This is a genomic window from Photobacterium sp. 2_MG-2023 (genome assembly GCF_030547675.1).
Taxonomy (GTDB): Bacteria; Pseudomonadota; Gammaproteobacteria; order Enterobacterales; family Vibrionaceae; genus Photobacterium; species Photobacterium arenosum.
Map to the genome: position 1 here is coordinate 34,837 of NZ_JAUOQQ010000015.1, position 18,807 is coordinate 53,643.

Consider the following 18,807-nt stretch of genomic DNA (forward strand, 5'->3'; position numbering starts at 1 on the left):
TTACTGATTTTTAGGTTGATAAAAGACGTTGCCATCCACAACCCGGGCGATTAAATCCGGCACACCCATGCGATAGGACAGCTCTGCTGGCGAGTCGAGGTTCCACAGTGCCAGATCCGCGGCCATACCTGTGCGAATCTGACCACATTGCTCACTCAGGCCCAGCGCTTGTGCGGCATGCGCGGTAACACCTCTCAGGCATTCTTCCGGTGTCAGGCGGAAGAAGGTGCAAGCCATGTTCATCATGGTACGCAGTGAGGCAATCGGCGAGGTGCCGGGGTTAAAGTCGGTGGAAATCGCCATCGGCACACCTTTTTCACGAAGCTGAGTGATCGGTGGCTGCTGGGTTTCACGCAGGAAATAGAAAGCGCCTGGCAACAGGGTCGCGACTGTGTTGTGGGCGGCCAGTGCTTCAACACCGGCTTCGTCCAGGTATTCAATATGGTCGACAGATGTTGCACCCATACTGGCTGCCAGTGCACTACCACCTAAATTTGAAAGCTGCTCTGTATGGCCTTTAATCATCAGGCCATGGGCTTTGGCCGCGGCAAAAACCCGTGCACTTTGTGCGGTTGAAAAACCGATGCCTTCACAGAAAACGTCTACTGAATCTGCAAGATTCTCTTTTGCAGCTGCCGGGATAATTTCGTCACATACCAGGGTGATGTAATCGTCGCTGCGTCCGGCATATTCAGGAGGCAATGCGTGTGCGGCCAGCAGTGTGGTAGAAACTTTGATATCGGCCTGCTCGCCAATACGGCGGGCAACCCGCAGCATTTTCAGCTCATCTTCGGTAGTCAGACCATAGCCGGATTTTATTTCGATAGTCGTGACACCGTCACGCTTTAGGCCTGCCAGACGCTCTGAAGCTAATGCAAACAATTCATCTTCGGTGGCTGCGCGCGTGGCTCTGACTGTCGACAAAATGCCACCACCGGCCTTGGCGATATCTTCGTAAGGCACACCGTTCAGACGCTGTTCAAATTCGTTAGCACGATTGCCCGCAAACACCAGATGAGTATGGCAGTCGATCAGACCCGGCGTGACCATAGCCTGCTTGCAATCCACAATGTCTGCCTGGCTGTCGACTGTGTCCTGCCAGTTTGCCTGCTGCGGACCGGCGTAGCTAATCTTACCCTGACGGATAATCACCATGGCGTTATCGATGATCTGATAACCGTGTTCCGGTTCCATGGTGACGAGTTTGAGATTGGTCAGAATACGTTCCATAGCGAGCAGTTTCTCTCTGGTTGCTTAATATGTATATACAAATTAAAGTCCGAATTCAGATAAAACTCAAGATGCGATGTAATTAAAATGTGATCAATGTTGAAGGATTCTATTAACAGTAGCGTATTTAGCAGCGGGAGAGGGAAGTACCAAGCGCAGACGATGCAGTATACAAAAGCCTGACCACTGAGTGATCAGGCTTGCTAATCAATATGATAGCTAAAAAAACAACGAGGCTTAAAGTGCCTGAAGACGAACCAGGGTTAAATGACGCGGGTTCTGGAGCTGAGTTTGTATTTATCGCCGGGGTGGTACAGCAAAGCTGTACTGATGAGATTGGTGTTACTCCAGGTACGGCGATTGAGCAATAAGCATGGCGACTCGATCTCCATTTCAAGTAACTCGCTGATATGTGAAGGAGGCAGAATGGCTTCGACAGTATGCTCAATATCACTGAGCGGGCATGTCTGCATCAGATACTCATTGGGTGTCTGAGTCGTGAAATCCTGCTGGATATAATCGGGGGCAAAGTGAGGATTCACCCAGCGTTCTTCCAGTTGAATCGGCACTTTATTTTCGTAATGGACGATTTGAGTGAAATACACAGTTGTGTCATGCCGTACGCCTAAGCGTAATGCAATTTCATCACGGGCTTTGACCTGTTGCTGTGTAATCACTTTACTGGAGTACTGATGGCCCCGGCTCGTGACTTCCGTTGCAATGTTCCGAATTTCCATCAAAGGAGACTCGGCTTTTTTATTGCAGACAAAAGTGCCTAAACGGGGTGTGCGTTCCAGAAATCCTTCATTAACCAGTTCTTTGATAGCTTTATTGGCCGTCATCCGACTGACTTCAAACTGCTCTGACAGCTCAATTTCGGTGGGGATCTTATATCCGGGTGGCCATTCACGGCTCTGGATTTTCTGGTCGAGATACTCTTTGATTTGCTGATAACGCGGTGCGCTTGCCATGGTGTTGTCTCTGCGTCATTAATGACTATAAATTGCCTATACAAATGAAAGCAACTTTTCCCTTATTTTGCAAGTGGCTCACAGGTAACTGGCTTTTCTATCTTTAGTTTTGTGAGTCAATCCATTACAATTCGCCTTCTGTCTGGGGTCAGCAATTTTGATTTGTACCAAAATTCACACCGAAACAGACACTATCTCATCACCGTACTGCACCTTGGCAGGCGGTAAAATACGAAATTGCATGTGCTACTTGGTATGTGGCACCACTGAACAAAGGATCAATGAATGCCTGTAATTACTCTTCCTGACGGCAGTCAGCGTCAGTTTGATAACCCGGTTTCAACTCTCGATGTGGCGCTGTCTATCGGCCCTGGCCTGGCGAAAGCCTGTATTGCCGGTCGTGTTGACGGTGTTCGCGTTGATGCCTGTGATGTGATTGAAAACGACGCAAAACTCGAAATCATCACCGCAAAAGATGAAGACGGTCTGGAGATCGTTCGTCACTCTTGTGCTCACCTTTTGGGTCATGCGATCAAGCAATTGTACCCGGATGTGAAAATGGCGATCGGTCCGACGATTGATTCCGGTTTCTATTATGACGTCGATCTGGAGCAACCATTGACGGCTGACGATCTGGAAAAGATCGAAAAGCGCATGGTCGAGCTGGCGAAAACCAAGTACGACGTTATCAAGAAGAAAGTCAGCTGGCAGGAAGCACGTGATACCTTTGAGTCTCGCGGCGAACCGTACAAAATGGAAATCCTGGATGAGAATGTCTCTCGCGATGATCGTCCGGGTTTGTACCATCACGAAGAATACATCGACATGTGCCGTGGCCCGCACGTGCCGAACATGGGCTTCTGCCAGCATTTCAAACTGCTGAATGTGGCTGGCGCTTACTGGCGTGGTAACAGCGATAACAAGATGTTGCAGCGTATTTACGGCACAGCCTTCCATGATAAGAAAGCACTGAAAGCGCACCTGACGCGTCTGGAAGAAGCGGCGAAGCGTGACCACCGTAAACTGGGTAAGCAGCTTGATCTGTATCATATGCAGCAAGAAGCGCCGGGTATGGTGTTCTGGCATCACAACGGCTGGACTGTGTTCCGTGAGCTGGAAGTTTTCGTCCGTGACAAGCTGACTGAGTATGATTACCAGGAAGTGAAAGGTCCGCTGATGATGGACCGCGTTCTGTGGGAACGCTCTGGTCACTGGGACAAGTACGCAGAAAACATGTTCACGACTGAATCTGAAAAGCGTGAGTATGCGATTAAGCCTATGAACTGTCCGGGGCACGTTCAGATCTTTAATCAGGGTCTGAAATCATACCGTGATTTGCCATTACGTATGGCCGAGTTCGGCAGTTGTCATCGAAACGAACCGTCAGGCGCACTGCATGGTCTGATGCGTGTTCGTGGTTTTACTCAGGATGATGCGCACATTTTCTGTACGGAAAACCAAGTGCAGGAAGAAGTCACTTCTTGTATTAAGATGGTTTACGACACCTATGAAACCTTCGGCTTCAACAATATTGTGGTGAAGTTGTCGACACGCCCTGAGAAGCGTGTGGGTTCCGATGAAATGTGGGATAAAGCCGAGTCTGACCTGAAAATCGCACTGGAATCAATGAACATTCCTTATGATATTCAGGAAGGTGAGGGAGCGTTCTACGGCCCTAAAATTGAATTTACTTTGCATGATTGTTTAGATCGTGCTTGGCAGTGCGGTACAGTTCAGCTAGACTTTGCTCTGCCTGAGCGTCTGGGTGCGACTTATGTCGGTGAAGATAATGAGCGTCACACGCCAGTTATGATTCACCGCGCCATTCTTGGCTCCCTCGAACGTTTCATCGGTATCCTCATCGAAGAATACGCGGGTTATTTCCCGACCTGGTTGGCGCCACAACAAGCAGTTGTCATGAATATTACTGACAGCCAGTCAGAATATGTTCGCGAAGTTGTAGAAAAACTGCAAAAAAGTGGAATCCGAGTCAACGCGGACTTGAGAAATGAGAAAATTGGCTTTAAAATCCGCGAACATACTTTAAAGCGAGTTCCGTATATGCTTGTCTGCGGTGACAAAGAAGTCGAAGCAGGTGAGGTTGCGGTCCGTACTCGCAAGGGTAACGATTTGGGTAAATTTAAGATTGATGACTTTGTTGCGTACATGCAACAAGAGATTAGCAGTCGCAAGCTCAATGTTTTGGAGGAATAAGGTATTAAAGGCGGAAAAAGAACTCAAGCACCAGTTAAGCAAAACGCACACCGTATCAATGGCGAAATCCGTGGCGTACGCGAAGTTCGTTTAACTGGTATCGATGGTGAGTCTATCGGTGTTGTTTCTATTGAAGAAGCAATTAGTGCAGCGAATGAAGCTGGTGTCGATCTGGTTGAAATCAGCCCTAATGCCGAGCCACCAGTCTGTCGAGTGATGGACTATGGCAAGTACCTGTTCGAAAAGAGCAAGGCTGCTAAAGAGCAAAAGAAAAAGCAAAAACAAATCCAGGTTAAGGAAGTTAAATTCCGTCCTGGTACAGATGAAGGCGACTATCAGGTAAAACTGCGCAACCTGATTCGCTTTTTAGAAGAGGGCAACAAGGGTAAAGTCACACTGCGTTTCCGCGGTCGTGAAATGGCCCACCAAGGTCTGGGTATCGATCTTCTGAACCGTATTAAGGATGAACTGGTCGACATCGCTGTCGTCGAGAGCTTCCCTAGCCGTGTCGAAGGTCGCCAAATGACCATGATGCTTGCCCCTAAGAAGAAGTAATTCAGGCCTTCAAGTAGCAAAAGCGCTGCTCAGTGCAGCGCTTTTTGTTCGCCTGATTACTATGTTATTAACTATCAACAATGCGGAGTCTCATCATGCCTAAGATGAAATCCAACAAAGGTGCTGCTAAGCGTTTCAAGAAAACTGCTGGTGGTTTTAAGTACAAGCGTGCGACCAAGCGTCACATTCTGACTAAGCGTACTACTAAGAACAAGCGTCAGCTACGTCCAAACTCTCTGCTTCCTGCATGTGAAGTAGCAGCAGTAGCACGTATGCTTCCGTTCGCTTAATCGTTTTTAGTTATCGTATTTATTTAGTTAGGAGTTTCCTATGCCTCGCGTAAAACGTGGTGTACAAGCGCGTGCACGTCACAAAAAAGTTCTTAAACAAGCTAAAGGTTACTACGGTGCACGTTCACGTGTATATCGTGTAGCTTTCCAAGCAGTTACTAAAGCCGGTCAATACGCTTACCGTGACCGTCGCAACAAGAAACGTACTTTCCGTCAACTGTGGATTGCACGTATCAATGCTGCGGCACGTCAAAACGACATGACCTACAGCACCTTCATCAATGGTCTGAAGAAAGCATCTATCGAAATCGATCGTAAGATCCTGGCTGATATCGCTGTTTTCGACAAAGCGACTTTCACCGTTCTGGTTGAAAAAGCGAAAGCTGCACTGTAATTTCAGTTCAGTTTGATGAAATAAGGAGAGCCTAGGCTCTCCTTTTTTTCGTTTCAATATTAACAAGCCTTCCCAGGATCACTTGAGTCAGTTAACCGTTACAGCCAGTTTGTGCTTGCCACGGACCGTCGGCTGTGTTGCCGGGAATCTCTTGAACGGTCCACCATTTTGCTTTCCAGTACTTCCCATTGAATTGAACGATATCACCTGACCGGTATGTTGTGTGTGCTGACCAGATAGCCTGCTCACAAGTCAGAACTGGTGAAGGGTTTTGCATCCACTCGACAAGCTGACGATGCGAAACAAAACGCACCTGCTGTTTCGACAACGCGTATTCAATGAATTGCTTCAGCACCGCCTGCCGGTCGGCGACGCTGGTTTCAGGCATCCCGAAATGTTCTTCACCATTTATTTTGCCGTAAAAAGCAGAGTGTAGACCCAATACCAGTGGCGCACGATTGCCGGATAAATGCAGGTCGAGATTGTATTTGTACAAGGTGAGTACATCGGCAGCGTTCAGTCCGTAACCGCCCCAGGCCGGCGTGGTATAGAGGTTCCAGTCGAAGTTGTCGGCCTTGCGTGCTGACGGGTCATAGTAAGGGACACGGCTGGCAATTTTGTCGTTGAGCGAATAGGTGAGTCCGTACTCTGCGGCCTCTTCATCTGTTGGAACTATCAGCGCTTGCAACGGAACTTCCCAGAGCCCTGGCATATTTTTCACGGCCGGCTTCCAACCGCCTTGCTGTGCAACTGATTGCGACGGACTACCTTGATCGAGCGTATGTGGCCAGTAGTTGTTGGTGCCATTTTCCTCTGTGGTAATACCCGCCGGGAAGCTGACATCATACTGGATGGCATTTGTGGTAAGGGCATCCAGCGTGTTGTCGTTGAATGTTAAAAAGGGCGCCCGAAATCCGGCAACCGCCGGGGCACCGACACCGCCTTGTTCGACAGGTTGCGTCAGAAACTCATTACAAAGCGCCACTTCCTGCTGCCACTGCTCAGCCGTCATCCAGGATTCAAAAGGGTTGTAGTTTATCTTATCGTCAGGGTGGGTTTCTGTGTGGCTTGCGATGTCATGACCGTCAGTGTTCAGTTTCCGCCATAGATCGATGATCTCAGGTTGCTGTCGGGCAGGCTGGCAGTGCATGAAAAAACTGGCCGTCAGCGTGGTCGCGGCATACGCATCAAGCCCTTGTGGGTTCTTACTGTGACTGAGCAGTTCACTAACCCAGTTCAACCCCTCAGCCTCAACATTGTCATCAAACCCTAAAGCAATAAACATGGGCGTTTTGGATGTTTCAATCGGGCTTGACTGAGTAGCGGGGTAAAAACGTGTGTCAGCAACAACAAGTGAGCTGATTACCAGTAGTGATAATATAGCGGGTGTGCATTTTTTCATCATGGTTCCTTTGAGTGTGCAGAAAACATATTGAGTAAAAACATAATTTTATGGAGGTATATTGTTCTTGCAGATCAGAGAAAGAAGAAAAAAGCGATTTTCAGAGTGATATGACAATTACTGCGCGAAAAAATGTACGTTACAAAAGCTTAAGTGACTGCAGTTACGGTAACGGGTGTTCTGAGCGTCCTGCAAGGTGAGCGGCGTAAGCCTGAGCCTTCTTACTGGCCGAAAGGTGCAAAAATGCTTTCTTGCCTTGTTCCGGACTATTTTTCTGGAAAATTTTTTAGCAAATACACAGCTAAGTGGCGATTGAGTTTGGATTTAGCACCAGCTTTCTTTAATATGTATCGTTACGCGAATTTATCTCCCTGAAGGACGCCACCAGTGTGTGGATGAGGAAACGATGCAACATCTAGAAGAGATTATTGCCAACGCAACGGCAGCAATTGAGCAGGCTGACTCAGTCGCTGCTCTGGACGAAGTCCGTGTCCATTATATGGGTAAGAAGGGTGAACTGACCCTTCAACTGCAAAGCCTGGGTAAGTTGCCACCTGAAGAGCGTCGCGAAGCCGGGCAGCAGATTAACCTGGCAAAGCAAGCTGTTCAGCAGGCAATTGCCGCTCGTAAAGACGCACTGCAACGTGCCGAGCTTGAAACCAAGCTGGCCGCAGAAACCATCGACGTGACCTTGCCTGGCCGTCGTATTGAAAATGGTGGTCTGCACCCGGTAACCCGTACTATTGAGCGTATCGAAAGCTTCTTTGGTGAACTTGGCTTTACCGTTGAGTCCGGCCCAGAGATCGAAGACGGTTTCCATAACTTTGATGCTTTGAACATTGCCAAAGATCACCCGGCTCGTACCGATCACGATACTTTCTTCTTTAATCCTGAGCTGATGCTGCGTACGCACACTTCTGGTGTACAGATTCGTACCATGGAAGCCAGCCAGCCGCCGCTGCGTTTTATTGCGCCAGGCCGTGTGTACCGTAACGATTACGATCAGACCCATACCCCAATGTTCCATCAGGTTGAAGGTATGCTGGTTGATGAAAACGTCAACTTCGCACAGCTGAAAGGCATCCTGCACGAATTCTTGCATAACTTCTTTGAAGAAGATCTGGAGATTCGTTTCCGTCCTTCATACTTCCCGTTTACTGAGCCTTCAGCTGAAGTGGATGTACGCCGTAAAGGCGGGAAATGGCTGGAAGTGTTGGGTTGCGGAATGGTTCACCCTAATGTACTGCGTGCCGTTAATATCGATCCTGAGAAATATTCAGGTTTCGCATTTGGTATGGGTGTCGAGCGTCTGACCATGCTGCGTTACGGCGTGAATGACCTGCGTGCATTCTTCGAAAACGATCTTCGTTTCCTGAAACAGTTCAAGTAAGCATTAGGGGCTAGCAAATTATGAAATTTTCTGAATCTTGGCTACGCGAGTGGGTCAATCCTGCTAACAACAGCGAAGAACTAGCTCACCAGATCACCATGGCGGGCCTGGAAGTTGACGGTATTGAACCTGTCGCAGGCAGCTTTAGCGGTGTTAAAGTCGGTCAGGTTGTTGAATGCGGTCAGCACCCGGATGCAGACAAACTGCGTGTGACCAAAGTTGATGTGGGTGAAGAAGAGCTGCTGGACATCGTCTGCGGTGCGCCAAATTGTCGTCAGGGTCTGAAAGTTGCTGTGGCAACTGTGGGCGCTGTTTTGCCTGGCGATTTTAAAATCAAAAAAGCCAAACTACGTGGTCAGCCTTCCCATGGCATGCTGTGTTCTTTCACTGAGTTAGGCATTGATGTGGATTCAGATGGCATTATGGAACTGCCGGAAAGTGCTGTGATTGGTACAGATTTCCGCGAATTCCTGAGCCTGAACGATGTCATCATTGATGTCGATCTGACACCAAACCGTGCTGATTGCCTGAGCATTGCGGGCCTGGCGCGCGAAGTTGGCGTATTAAACCGTGCTGAAGTGACACCGCCATCCTTTGAGGCTGTTGCTCCGGCCATTGACGATAAAATCTCTATCGAAGTGAAAGCGCCGGAAGCGTGTCCGCGCTATCAGGGACGTATCGTCCGCAATGTGAACGTGAAAGCGGAATCTCCGTTGTGGCTGCAGGAAAAACTGCGTCGTTGCGGTGTTCGCTCTATCGACCCAATCGTTGATATTACCAACTATGTGATGCTGGAACTGGGGCAGCCAATGCATGCGTTCGATCTGAGCCAGATCGACGGCGGCATTATTGTTCGTATGGCAGAGCAGGGTGAGAAACTGACCCTGCTGGACGGCACTGAAGCGGAACTGAACAGTGACACACTGGTGATTGCCGATCAGTCAAAAGCACTGGCTATGGCGGGAATCTTCGGTGGTGAGCACTCAGGTGTCAGCGAAAACACCAAAGATGTGCTTCTGGAGTGTGCGTTTTTCATGCCGGATGCCATTCGTGGTCGTGCTCGCAGCTACGGTTTGCATACCGATTCGTCTCATCGCTTTGAGCGTGGCGTGGATGCTGGCCTGCAAACCAAAGCAATGGAACGTGCTACTGCCTTGCTGGTTGATATTTGCGGTGGTGACGTTGCGCCAATTGTAGAAGCTGAATCTGAACAACACCTGCCTCAGCAAAACAGCATCGTACTGCGCCGCAGTAAGTTAGACAACCTGCTGGGTCACTTCGTCTCTGATGAAGACGTCGTTGAGATTCTGAGCCGCCTTGGCTGTATGGTCGAACCTACTGACACTGGCTGGCGTGCAGTTGCACCAAGCTGGCGTTTTGACCTGGCCATCGAAGAAGATCTGGTAGAAGAAGTTGGCCGTATTTACGGTTATAACAATATTCCTGCACAGTCGCCGGTTGCTGCGTTGAGCATGAACCTGCACCAGGAAGCCAACCTGCCACTGAAACGTGTTCGCGATCTGCTGGTTGACCGTGGTTATCATGAAGCGATTACTTATAGCTTTGTTGAGCCAGAACAGCAGAAGCTGATCGTGCCGGATGCGGACGCGATCATTCTGCCGCATCCGATTTCTGCTGAAATGTCGGCAATGCGCCTGAGCCTGTGGCCGGGTCTGCTGAACACAGTTGCCTTCAACCAGAAGCGTCAGCAGCCTCGTGTGCGTCTGTTCGAATCTGGCATGCGTTTTGTTCCTGATGCAGCTGCTGAAAATGGTATTCGTCAGGAAACCATGCTGGCTGGTGTGATTGCCGGTGCACGCAGTGAAGAGCATTGGGATATCGCGACAAACACCGTTGATTTCTTCGATCTGAAAGGTGATTTGGAAGCGGTTCTGGAACTGACTGGCAAAGGTACTGCGTTGACATTTACCCCAGCTAAACACCCGGCTCTTCATCCGGGACAGTCAGCGGTTATCGTCGCAGATGGTAAGGAAGTTGGCTTTATCGGCACGGTTCATCCTGAGCTGGAACGCAAGTTCGACCTGAACGGACGTACCGTTGTGTTTGAAGTTGAGTGGAATGCTATCGCAAGTCGTGCGATTCCTCAGGCTAAAGCCGTGTCTAAGTTTCCGGCGAACCGTCGTGACATCGCGGTAGTGGTTTCAGAAGAGGTTGCTGCTGGTGATGTGTTGCAGGTTTGCCAGGCGCATGGTGGCGAGCTACTTACTGATGTGAACCTGTTCGATGTTTACCGAGGTAAAGGTGTTGAGGATGGCCAGAAGAGTCTGGCGATTGCTTTACACCTTCAATCTGCTGACCGAACACTGGAAGAAACGGATATTAATGGTGCTGTAGAGTCGATTGTTGCGGTTCTGGGCGATCAGTTTGGTGCAGCGCTTCGCGATTAACTCACTGTTATTATTTGATAATTGATGAAAAAGCAGCCGATAGGGCTGCTTTTTTTTGATTTTTTTTCAGTTAGGGCTAAGATTTTGATAAATAGTAAAAATTCTCTGTGCAATTCAGTTTTGTGGTTTTATTGACTGCAACTGACTTTAATTTTGGTTTTTATTGTTGCTGATCGACAAGCGTAAGCACAACCAGGTGCATGTGTGCATGCTTGTCTGGAATATAAGAATCAATCATTTTACGGTAAGTTTACCTAAAAAAGTTGGCGGAAATCAGCTAGTTGGCATAAACTTGTCTCTAGTTAAGGTCAGCCGCTGATGTGAAGGCACTAATGCACTTTAGTGCATGGGTGGGCAGCCTGGCTACGCATGAAGTATTCGCAGTAAGCATAACTGATATGTTTACTATTCGTTCAACATAGTCTTGAGGGAGTTATCTATGGCGCTCACAAAAGCCGAGTTGGCTGAGAACCTGTTTGAGAATGTCGGACTAAGCAAACGGGACGCCAAGGATACGGTGGAAGTCTTCTTCGAGGAGATCAGAAAGGCACTTGAGTGTGGTGAACAGGTTAAATTATCCGGTTTTGGTAATTTTGATCTGCGCGACAAAAACGAGCGACCTGGACGAAATCCTAAAACCGGTGAAGATATTCCAATCTCGGCACGGCGAGTGGTGACCTTTCGCCCTGGTCAGAAGCTTAAAGCACGCGTTGAGAATATCAAAATCGAAAAATAAGTGGTTTGAGCCTACAAGAAACCCAAGTAAGCGAATTGTTTACTTGGGTTTTTCATTATCAGCATTAAAAAGTGCATACCCTGGTCTCATTCTTGCCTGCAGTCATCAATATAGTGTTGAAACTATGTAGCCAGGATGTATAGTAAAAGCAGTTTATTTCACTGATTTTCTTTCATCTTTTAGTGTTCTTTATTGGTTGTTATTTGTGCAATCATGAATTCGCCTGTAAGAACATGCCTGTTACAAGGACGAGGAGGTATAATGGCTTTGTTAAAGGCAGTGCAAAACGGGGAGTTTCTTTCTGCGACTCTGGATTTATCTTTGCCGTTTGAGGCGGGGGAATGGCAGTTAGAAAATGGTGTATTGTGTCAGTTAACGGCGCGCGGTGTTTTAACCGTTATTCCGCCTGGATTATCCGCTGCCAGTAAAGACATCGTCATTTCATCTGGGGTACACGGTGATGAAACCGGCCCGATTGAACTGCTACAGCAGTTAGTGAAAAAAATCCTGCTTGGCGATCTAATGCCTGAACATCGTTTACTGCTGATCATCGGTCACCCAGAAGCCATTAATGCACATACCCGCTTTATTGATGAGAATATGAATCGGCTATTTGGCGGTATCAATGATGAAAAGAATGTTGATTGTAGTCGCGCCAACTTACTTCAGTGCTCAGTTGATGCATTCTTCCAGAACTCGCCTTTAAAGAATGCCGAACGCTGGCATTTGGATCTGCATAGTGCCATCCGTGACTCACAGCACTACACCTTTGCGGTCAGCCCTTTTAGTGAACATAAAACCCGTGGTTTAGCGCTGTTTAATTTTCTGCATCACGGTGAGATCGAGGCAATGATGCTCTCTGGTTCCGCGGCACCAACATTCAGCTGGTACAGTGCTCAGAACTATGGCGCGCAGGCACTGACGATGGAGCTGGGCAAGGTAGCACGGCTGGGTGAGAACGACTTAGAGCGGCTAGATACCTTTAATCAGGCGATGCTCGCACTCGTTTCACAACAATCACTGCCAGACTATCAGGGCGACAAACAAGTGTGTGTGTATCGGGTAACCCGTACTCTTACTAAGCATACAGATCAGTTCGCTTTCACCTTTCCGGCAAATCAGGCTAACTTTACCTACTTTGAAGAAGGTGCGGTGCTGGGGAGCGATAACGGTGAAGAATACGTGGCTGCCAAAGGGGGAGAGTCTGTCGTTTTCCCTAACCCCAATGTGGCGTTGGGACAACGGGCTTGTTTGCTGGTCAAGCAATCAGACGTTGATCTGACTGATCAGGTCGTTGCTAAGTTCTAAGCGCTAAAGCTCAGACGGACTGAAAACAGTCAGATAATCAGCAGCTGCAGTGTAAATACTTTTGAAAGCAAGCCAATTTATCTGGCTTGCTTTTCATTTTTTCAAAGACCCTGTATGTTTCCCCTTTGGTTCCCACTGACGAAAACACACGACATCATGCACTTAGACCGTATCCTTCAACAGCGTCGCCATAAATGGAAAGTGAGCTTTTGGCTTGTTGCGATTTTGCTCATCAGCTGCGGTCTGTTTTCATTGTCGGTGGGCGAAATCTGGCTGAAACCCTGGCAGCCATTTGGCGAGCTTGAGAAGCAATTGTTATGGCAGCTCAGAATGCCAAGGTTAGTGGCCGCCATGGCAATTGGGGCTGCGCTGGCAGCCTCTGGTGCTGTGTTGCAGGTGTTATTGGGCAATCCGCTGGCGGAGCCCGGTGTGCTGGGTATTTCGGGTGGGGCTAGCCTGGCACTTGTTCTCTTACTGTTTTTTCTTCCCTCGGTGCCGAGTCCCTGGCTGACGATGTTGGTTGCCATGGCGGGCGCACTGCTCTTTACTTTACTGCTCGTTGGTCTTGCCCGTATCCGAAGGGTGTCAACCGCGCGTTTACTGCTCATAGGCGTTGCACTGGGTATTTTGTCCGGGGCGGTTGTGACCTGGGCGTTTTATTTCAGTGACGATCTGAATCTCAGACAGCTGATGTACTGGCTGATGGGAAGTGTTGCCGGTGTTTCCTGGGCGCAGCTTAGCGTGCTGATCATTCTGCTTCCCGCATTAATCTGGCTATGCTCCCGTGGCCGGCAACTGGATATCCTGATGCTGGGTGAAACCCATGCACGACAGTTGGGGCTGGATGTTGCTGCACTGCGTTGGCGATTGATATTGATTATCGCCCTGTTAGTGGGAACATCAGTCGCTATGGCAGGTGTGATTGGCTTTATCGGCCTGGTGATTCCCCACTTATTGCGTTTGGCGTTGGGGGCGGAGAATAGATACCTGCTACCGCTTTCTGCCTGTTTCGGGGCGTTACTGCTGGCGGTTGCGGATGTATTGGCGCGGGTACTCTTGCCTGCTGCAGAATTGCCTGTGGGCGTTGTGACCACGACATTGGGCGCCCCTGTGTTTATCTGGATGCTGTTGCGTTCGCAAGTGGAGTAAGCTGATGGTGATCCGTTCAGATCTGGCTTGTGTATTACAGGCTGAAAATATAGCGCTAGCCCGGCGATTACTGCCGGTCAGTTTCTCGGTAAAGCGAGGTGAAGTGGTGCATCTGATTGGCCCTAACGGTAGCGGGAAAAGTACAGCTATTCAATGCCTGTCCGGGCTGTTTCAAGGTGCAGGCAAGGTAACACTGGCAGGGCAGTGCCTGTCGGAGATGGATCTTCGCGACATGGCCCGTTACCGCAGTTATTTGTCGCAACAGGATAAACCGGGTTTTGCCGTTGGTGTTTATCATTTTTTGCAGTTAGCGGTATCCGCGATTCCGGAAGCAAACGTCGAGAAGGTTAACCAGGCTATTCAGGCTGTCAGTCAGTGGCTTTCAATCGATGACAAACTGGATCGCCATATTCAGCAACTGTCCGGAGGCGAATGGCAGCGGGTCAGATTAGCGGCTGCGTGTTTGCAGGTCTGGCCGGGACTGAACCCGGATGGTTGTCTGCTATTGCTTGATGAACCGGCAACAGCGCTCGATATCGGGCAGGAAGTCTCTTTATACCGACTGCTGCATTTTATGGCCGGACAAGGTATTGCTGTCGTTATGGCGAACCATGACCTGAACCGGGCGCTGCAATTTGCAGACAGTGTCATCCTGCTGAAAGGGGGAAGTTGTGTTGCAAAGGGAAAACCTGAAGAGGTGATGTCGAATGAACGGCTTGAGCAGACGTTTGCCACTCAGGTTGAGCGTGTGAATCATAACGGAAGAATTGGGCTGTTTTTTAGCTGACTTCTAGCTGAAAATGACAGTTGGCCGGAAAAGTAATCAGTTAAGTGATTTCAGTCAGAAAAGGCTTGTACTTCTCATCAGGATTTGGATAATGCGCTTCGTCTTCTGAGACAAGATCCATTAAGGCGCGTTGGCAGAGTGGCTATGCAGCGGATTGCAAATCCGTGGACCTCGGTTCGACTCCGGGACGCGCCTCCATTCTTATCGAACTTTATCACCTGCAAGCAGTGTTTCCGTGTTTTTCTGAGGGTAAAAAGCCCGCAGTGACTACGGGCTATGTCATCCATTAAGCAGGTTTGGCCGTCCAGGCAGAGCACCAGCCATTTACGTTCACCGCTTTACCGGGGAAGATTGAGCAGGGTCTCCATTCATCACCTTCATCACCTTGTATCAGCATACAGTTACCGCAATGATTCTCTTCATGAGGCGACTTATGTGTGTATTGCAAGGCAGTTGCCTGAGCATCATCTTCTGCCAGATGTGGCAGTTCTTCACTGGCCAGCGCTTTACGCTGCAGGATCTGATCACCCAGTGTGATGCCTATGATGCCTGCCATAGTCAGGCGCAGAAAGCGCCGACGGTCAGTTGAGGTTTTCATCACATTTTCCTTTTATAGTCATTTATGCTCACATGCTGTTCACCGGATTTACTCAGCGAACTGAGTAATTGTGGGAAAGAATCGGCAAATTCGCTAAGAAATCACAGTGTTAAGTTTTTGAGGTAAGTTGCGTTTTGTTATCAATTTCTGAACAACAAAAGATTTTGATGCATAGGAATGAGCGGTAAGATTTTGAGATTACGCAAAAAATGATCATTTTTAACAAATCATTTATTGAAACATTTTGTTTACATCTCCATTCTGTACGGCATTATCACTGATGATAAAAATTAATGAAGGTATAGGGATGAATCTGTTGTTAGTGGATGTGGATGGTGCTTTGGTGAATGCAAGGGAAATGGATATGATGTGTTTTCAGCAAGCCGTCGAAGCCGTTCTCCACATCACTTTGGATAAATCGCGCTATCAAGAGCGAGTGGTGACGGATTCGGCAATGTTAGATGAGATCCTTTATCAGTATCCTGTGCTTTCAAGTCGCTCAATTGTTCACCGTCAGGTGGAGCAAAAGTATCTGGAAAATCTTACTGCCAGGCTGCATGCGGTCCCTCAAGAGTTTGTGCTCAGTAAAGGCGCCAGAGAGTTTCTTGAGCAAATGGCTGTCCGGGACGATACGCATGTTGCGATCACCAGTGGCGGATGGGCGGCGGTAAGCCGTCTGAAATTGAAAGCGGCGGGAATAGATGCAAGTAGAATGACCTTTGCCTCGTCGTCAGACGCTGCCAGCAGAACGGAAATTATGGCGCTTGCTGCATTCAGAGCGAAGCAGGATACGGGAATGACATTTAAACGACGGATAGTGTTTGCGGAAGGTGAGTGGAATCAAAGAGCTTCTCAGGAACTGGGTTATGAATTTGTCGCTGTCGGCAAAAAATTAAGTCACCATACTTATATTCCCAGTTTATCGTTTTATCAGGCAGTGCTTCCCAAGTTCGACATCAATTGATAACTGAAGAATGTTACCAGGCAGACAAAATGTCAGGTAACGAGGTGAAGATATTACGCAATGATGAGAGTTTATTACCATGCCGGGAGGTAAGTCTTCGTATGGCGTGATAACACATGGTAATGATGGCTTTGATTCAGCATAGGGAGCCAAGTGGTTATGATGTCTTTCATCCGTCAGTTTGTGTTTATTGTGTCTATGATATGTGGTTCCGGCACTGTGCTTGCAGCCAGCAGTAATACGTTCTGCGCAACGCCCCTACAAACGATAAGGCCTGATTTATCCCAAATCATGGCGTCGAATACGCCAGAAACAAGCATAGTGATTTTCCAGTCTATGTTGCGGCAGGCCAGTAAATATCATGATAAAACAGCCCTGATTGAGTTGCTGGGCGCAATCGCGCATAACTATTATCTGGTTGGGAACAACGAGCAAGCTCGCTTCTATCTCAAGCAGGCCGAACCATTTGTATCCGATGCTGCCGATACCACGACAACAAACACTAGCCTGATTAATACCATGTAGAACGCAAGAAATGGCAGATCAGATATCCATGATTGCTCATAAGATACAAGGCAATTGATAAATTTGACATTGAGCGAAGTTATTTGTTTGTTTCACATTCCGGTATAGGATTTGATGAGGGCCTGGGATAAATTGGCGTTAAGTTAATGTTGCTGCATCTTTGCAATGAAGATGGGCTTGTTTTCTTGTATCAGGGGTTGTTTGTGTCTGAAGTAGTGAGGTGATATCTGTCATGGCAAGGGAGGATTGGATTGATGCCTGGTTCCTGGATATCTGGGCCAATGCGAGTAGCTCCAGACTCGCTGAGTATGTCTCTGATCCTTTTGTTTTTCACTTGCCGGGCGGTCGCCGGCACCCACTGTCTCATGAAAGCTACCTTTCATATCTGTTGTTATGGCGGCAAAAATTTAAGTCTGTCGCTTTCTCGATCTCAGATGTCATTAGCCAGCCGCCACTGACAGTGGTCAGATATCGCTGCCAGGCTCAATATCATGGCGGGTGGTTCAATTTACCGGGTAAAAAACAGACGATACAAATGACAGGTATGATCCAGTTCCGGCTAGAAGATGGCTTGATCGTTGAGTGCTGGCTGGAAGATAGCAGCTTTGAGCTCTATAAACAGTTATCGGGTACCGTGAAGTAATTGATGTCGCTCATACTATAAAAGTGAAGAACATACGGCTGAAATAACAGTATTTTAGATGTCAAAAGGCCATGTTTATACACCTTTATGTCAGACATTTTTGTCATAGAGACTTTTTTTGCGACAAAGATGGAATGTCAAAAAGTTAGATTTCTTTGTGATAAAAAATGCACCTATATAATCCTAAGTAATAATAAACCACACAAAATCGCCATTGGAACTTGTTCAACTTATTGAAGTCTTATAGGTAGCAGAGTTTTTATTCATTGTTGCTTATATTTGAAACAAACATGGATGGCTGGATTTATTTAGTTTATTGATCGTTAATTATTATAAGTAAATACATTTTTGCCCTGATATTCATACGAATTCTTATCAGTACATTTTTATTCATCGACAAGGAGTGTCAACCGCCATCCATGCACTTGATCATAAGGGCATGGGAATATGACACTAGCAGTTTAAGGTGAATATGTGATTTGGGTTAGCAGCAGTCATCATGACAAGCAGGTTGAAGCGAAAGAAAATTTGAAGCTTTCGCACAAGGTCATTGAGATTTCTCCTTACGAGTTATTGTCATCAATGACGGGGCAAGAGCTGATTTTTCTTGAAGTGATTGATTCGACATCGGAAGGATTTGAGCTGCTGCGTGCAGTGAAAAATCGTTTCCCAGCCGCAAAGGTTGTTGTCGTATACCATAACCTGGATGGGAGTCTGGCACTTAATGTATTAAGAGCCGGTGGGGAAGATGTGCTGGCTGCCAATGCCAGCAGGCAAGAGCTGGAGGAGTGTTTTAGCAGACTGCATACACATAATATTGAAAATGAATCTGAGCCTGGTTTCGAAAGTCGTGAGCTTTCAATCCGGCCAGCACTGAAAATTATTGATGAAAACCTGAGCTCTCCACTGCGCGAGGAAGAACTGGCGAGTGCTTGCCATTACTCACCGACCTATTTCTCTCGTTTATTCCATAGCATTATGGGCGTCACGCTGAAACAGTACATCATAAAGAAACGGCTGGATCTGGCGTGTGGATTATTAAGCTCTGATCGCGAGAAAATTTCTCAGATCGCTAATTCTTCAGGCTTCAAGGATGTGTCTTATTTCTCCCGTGTTTTTAAAAAGCACATGGGATGCTCACCGGGTGAATTCAGAATGAGGAAGCATAACTTAAATCACAATTAACCTGTTATTGGCGTGTTTATTAGTGTGTCTGAAAATATAAACACTTCTGTATGAATTC

18 protein-coding genes and 1 tRNA gene are annotated in these 18,807 nt (G+C 47.8%); 15 read left to right on the forward strand and 4 right to left on the reverse strand.

Annotated elements, in window-relative coordinates; all coding sequences use genetic code 11:
• A complete protein-coding gene (gene hutI, locus Q4491_RS13310) occupies nt 1–1,230 on the reverse strand; it encodes an imidazolonepropionase (protein ID WP_303458095.1) in 1,230 nt (409 codons plus the stop codon).
• A 263-nt stretch (nt 1,231–1,493) separates the two neighbouring features.
• Entirely contained in the window at nt 1,494–2,201 is a 708-nt protein-coding gene (gene hutC / locus Q4491_RS13315; RefSeq protein WP_192016717.1) for a histidine utilization repressor, read from the reverse strand.
• Nucleotides 2,202–2,486: 285 nt separating this feature from the next.
• Between hutC and thrS the strand changes: the two genes are divergently transcribed.
• From thrS to rplT, 4 genes are all read left to right on the forward strand, one after another.
• Nucleotides 2,487–4,415: a threonine--tRNA ligase gene (thrS, locus tag Q4491_RS13320; RefSeq protein WP_192016716.1), complete on the forward strand. Its 1,929-nt coding sequence runs from the start codon at nt 2,487–2,489 to the stop codon at nt 4,413–4,415.
• A 3-nt stretch (nt 4,416–4,418) separates the two neighbouring features.
• On the forward strand, nt 4,419–4,970 hold the full coding sequence (gene infC, locus Q4491_RS13325; protein ID WP_192016802.1) for a translation initiation factor IF-3: 552 nt from the start codon (nt 4,419–4,421) through the stop codon (nt 4,968–4,970).
• 95 nt (nt 4,971–5,065) lie between these two features.
• Nucleotides 5,066–5,260 (forward strand): 50S ribosomal protein L35, encoded by a 195-nt coding sequence (gene rpmI, locus Q4491_RS13330; RefSeq protein ID WP_027252113.1) that lies wholly within the window; start codon nt 5,066–5,068, stop codon nt 5,258–5,260.
• A 40-nt stretch (nt 5,261–5,300) separates the two neighbouring features.
• A complete protein-coding gene (gene rplT, locus Q4491_RS13335; RefSeq protein WP_027252114.1) occupies nt 5,301–5,654 on the forward strand; it encodes a 50S ribosomal protein L20 in 354 nt (117 codons plus the stop codon).
• Nucleotides 5,655–5,745: 91 nt separating this feature from the next.
• Here rplT and Q4491_RS13340 read toward each other — a convergent pair whose 3' ends face one another.
• Nucleotides 5,746–7,059: a polysaccharide deacetylase family protein gene (locus Q4491_RS13340; protein WP_368393515.1), complete on the reverse strand. Its 1,314-nt coding sequence runs from the start codon at nt 7,057–7,059 to the stop codon at nt 5,746–5,748.
• Nucleotides 7,060–7,462: 403 nt separating this feature from the next.
• Here Q4491_RS13340 and pheS point away from each other — a divergent pair, with 403 nt between their 5' ends.
• From pheS to Q4491_RS13375, 7 genes are all read left to right on the forward strand, one after another.
• Nucleotides 7,463–8,446: a phenylalanine--tRNA ligase subunit alpha gene (pheS, locus tag Q4491_RS13345; protein ID WP_303458102.1), complete on the forward strand. Its 984-nt coding sequence runs from the start codon at nt 7,463–7,465 to the stop codon at nt 8,444–8,446.
• A gap of 20 nt (nt 8,447–8,466) precedes the next feature.
• Nucleotides 8,467–10,854, forward strand: a complete 2,388-nt coding sequence (gene pheT / locus Q4491_RS13350) for a phenylalanine--tRNA ligase subunit beta (RefSeq protein ID WP_303458104.1) — start codon at nt 8,467–8,469, stop codon at nt 10,852–10,854.
• A 439-nt stretch (nt 10,855–11,293) separates the two neighbouring features.
• Complete coding sequence (gene ihfA, locus Q4491_RS13355) at nt 11,294–11,590, forward strand: integration host factor subunit alpha (protein WP_027252117.1); 297 nt, start codon at nt 11,294–11,296, stop codon at nt 11,588–11,590.
• Nucleotides 11,591–11,851: 261 nt separating this feature from the next.
• Complete coding sequence (locus Q4491_RS13360) at nt 11,852–12,898, forward strand: succinylglutamate desuccinylase (protein WP_303458107.1); 1,047 nt, start codon at nt 11,852–11,854, stop codon at nt 12,896–12,898.
• 156 nt (nt 12,899–13,054) lie between these two features.
• Nucleotides 13,055–14,047 carry a vitamin B12 ABC transporter permease BtuC gene (gene btuC, locus Q4491_RS13365; protein ID WP_192016800.1) on the forward strand — a complete coding sequence of 331 codons (993 nt, stop codon included), beginning with the start codon at nt 13,055–13,057 and terminating at the stop codon, nt 14,045–14,047.
• Between the two features lie 4 nt (nt 14,048–14,051).
• Nucleotides 14,052–14,834, forward strand: a complete 783-nt coding sequence (gene btuD / locus Q4491_RS13370) for a vitamin B12 ABC transporter ATP-binding protein BtuD (RefSeq protein WP_303458109.1) — start codon at nt 14,052–14,054, stop codon at nt 14,832–14,834.
• 124 nt (nt 14,835–14,958) lie between these two features.
• Nucleotides 14,959–15,032, forward strand: a tRNA-Cys gene (locus Q4491_RS13375).
• An 88-nt stretch (nt 15,033–15,120) separates the two neighbouring features.
• On the opposite strand, the gene Q4491_RS13380 is transcribed toward Q4491_RS13375, so the two are convergent.
• The gene (locus tag Q4491_RS13380; protein WP_303458111.1) at nt 15,121–15,432 is read right to left on the reverse strand and encodes a high-potential iron-sulfur protein; all 312 of its coding nucleotides are present in this window, start codon (nt 15,430–15,432) and stop codon (nt 15,121–15,123) included.
• Between the two features lie 307 nt (nt 15,433–15,739).
• Between Q4491_RS13380 and Q4491_RS13385 the strand changes: the two genes are divergently transcribed.
• The 4 genes from Q4491_RS13385 to Q4491_RS13400 all read left to right on the forward strand — a co-directional run bounded on the left by Q4491_RS13385 (nt 15,740) and on the right by Q4491_RS13400 (nt 18,749).
• Complete coding sequence (locus Q4491_RS13385) at nt 15,740–16,396, forward strand: haloacid dehalogenase-like hydrolase (RefSeq protein WP_192016704.1); 657 nt, start codon at nt 15,740–15,742, stop codon at nt 16,394–16,396.
• A 159-nt stretch (nt 16,397–16,555) separates the two neighbouring features.
• Nucleotides 16,556–16,921 (forward strand): hypothetical protein, encoded by a 366-nt coding sequence (locus Q4491_RS13390; RefSeq protein WP_303458113.1) that lies wholly within the window; start codon nt 16,556–16,558, stop codon nt 16,919–16,921.
• 232 nt (nt 16,922–17,153) lie between these two features.
• A complete protein-coding gene (locus tag Q4491_RS13395; RefSeq protein ID WP_192016702.1) occupies nt 17,154–17,564 on the forward strand; it encodes an ester cyclase in 411 nt (136 codons plus the stop codon).
• Between the two features lie 474 nt (nt 17,565–18,038).
• Nucleotides 18,039–18,749, forward strand: coding sequence for a helix-turn-helix transcriptional regulator (locus Q4491_RS13400; RefSeq protein ID WP_192016701.1), 711 nt, complete (start codon nt 18,039–18,041; stop codon nt 18,747–18,749).
• Nucleotides 18,750–18,807 lie beyond the last annotated feature (58 nt).

Excerpts from the sequence above, each read along its gene's own strand:
- pheS (WP_303458102.1), top strand. The coding sequence starts at position 7,463 with ATGCAACATCTAGAAGAGATTATTGCCAACGCAACGGCAGCAATTGAG.
- pheT (WP_303458104.1), top strand. The coding sequence starts at position 8,467 with ATGAAATTTTCTGAATCTTGGCTACGCGAGTGGGTCAATCCTGCTAAC.
- ihfA (WP_027252117.1), top strand. The coding sequence starts at position 11,294 with ATGGCGCTCACAAAAGCCGAGTTGGCTGAGAACCTGTTTGAGAATGTC.
- rpmI (WP_027252113.1), top strand. The coding sequence starts at position 5,066 with ATGCCTAAGATGAAATCCAACAAAGGTGCTGCTAAGCGTTTCAAGAAA.
- Q4491_RS13395 (WP_192016702.1), top strand. The coding sequence starts at position 17,154 with ATGGCAAGGGAGGATTGGATTGATGCCTGGTTCCTGGATATCTGGGCC.
- Q4491_RS13340 (WP_368393515.1), bottom strand. The coding sequence starts at position 7,059 with ATGATGAAAAAATGCACACCCGCTATATTATCACTACTGGTAATCAGC.
- Q4491_RS13380 (WP_303458111.1), bottom strand. The coding sequence starts at position 15,432 with ATGAAAACCTCAACTGACCGTCGGCGCTTTCTGCGCCTGACTATGGCA.
- thrS (WP_192016716.1), top strand. The coding sequence starts at position 2,487 with ATGCCTGTAATTACTCTTCCTGACGGCAGTCAGCGTCAGTTTGATAAC.
- Q4491_RS13390 (WP_303458113.1), top strand. The coding sequence starts at position 16,556 with ATGATGTCTTTCATCCGTCAGTTTGTGTTTATTGTGTCTATGATATGT.
- btuD (WP_303458109.1), top strand. The coding sequence starts at position 14,052 with ATGGTGATCCGTTCAGATCTGGCTTGTGTATTACAGGCTGAAAATATA.
- rplT (WP_027252114.1), top strand. The coding sequence starts at position 5,301 with ATGCCTCGCGTAAAACGTGGTGTACAAGCGCGTGCACGTCACAAAAAA.
- Q4491_RS13385 (WP_192016704.1), top strand. The coding sequence starts at position 15,740 with ATGAATCTGTTGTTAGTGGATGTGGATGGTGCTTTGGTGAATGCAAGG.
- Q4491_RS13360 (WP_303458107.1), top strand. The coding sequence starts at position 11,852 with ATGGCTTTGTTAAAGGCAGTGCAAAACGGGGAGTTTCTTTCTGCGACT.
- btuC (WP_192016800.1), top strand. The coding sequence starts at position 13,055 with ATGCACTTAGACCGTATCCTTCAACAGCGTCGCCATAAATGGAAAGTG.
- hutI (WP_303458095.1), bottom strand. The coding sequence starts at position 1,230 with ATGGAACGTATTCTGACCAATCTCAAACTCGTCACCATGGAACCGGAA.
- hutC (WP_192016717.1), bottom strand. The coding sequence starts at position 2,201 with ATGGCAAGCGCACCGCGTTATCAGCAAATCAAAGAGTATCTCGACCAG.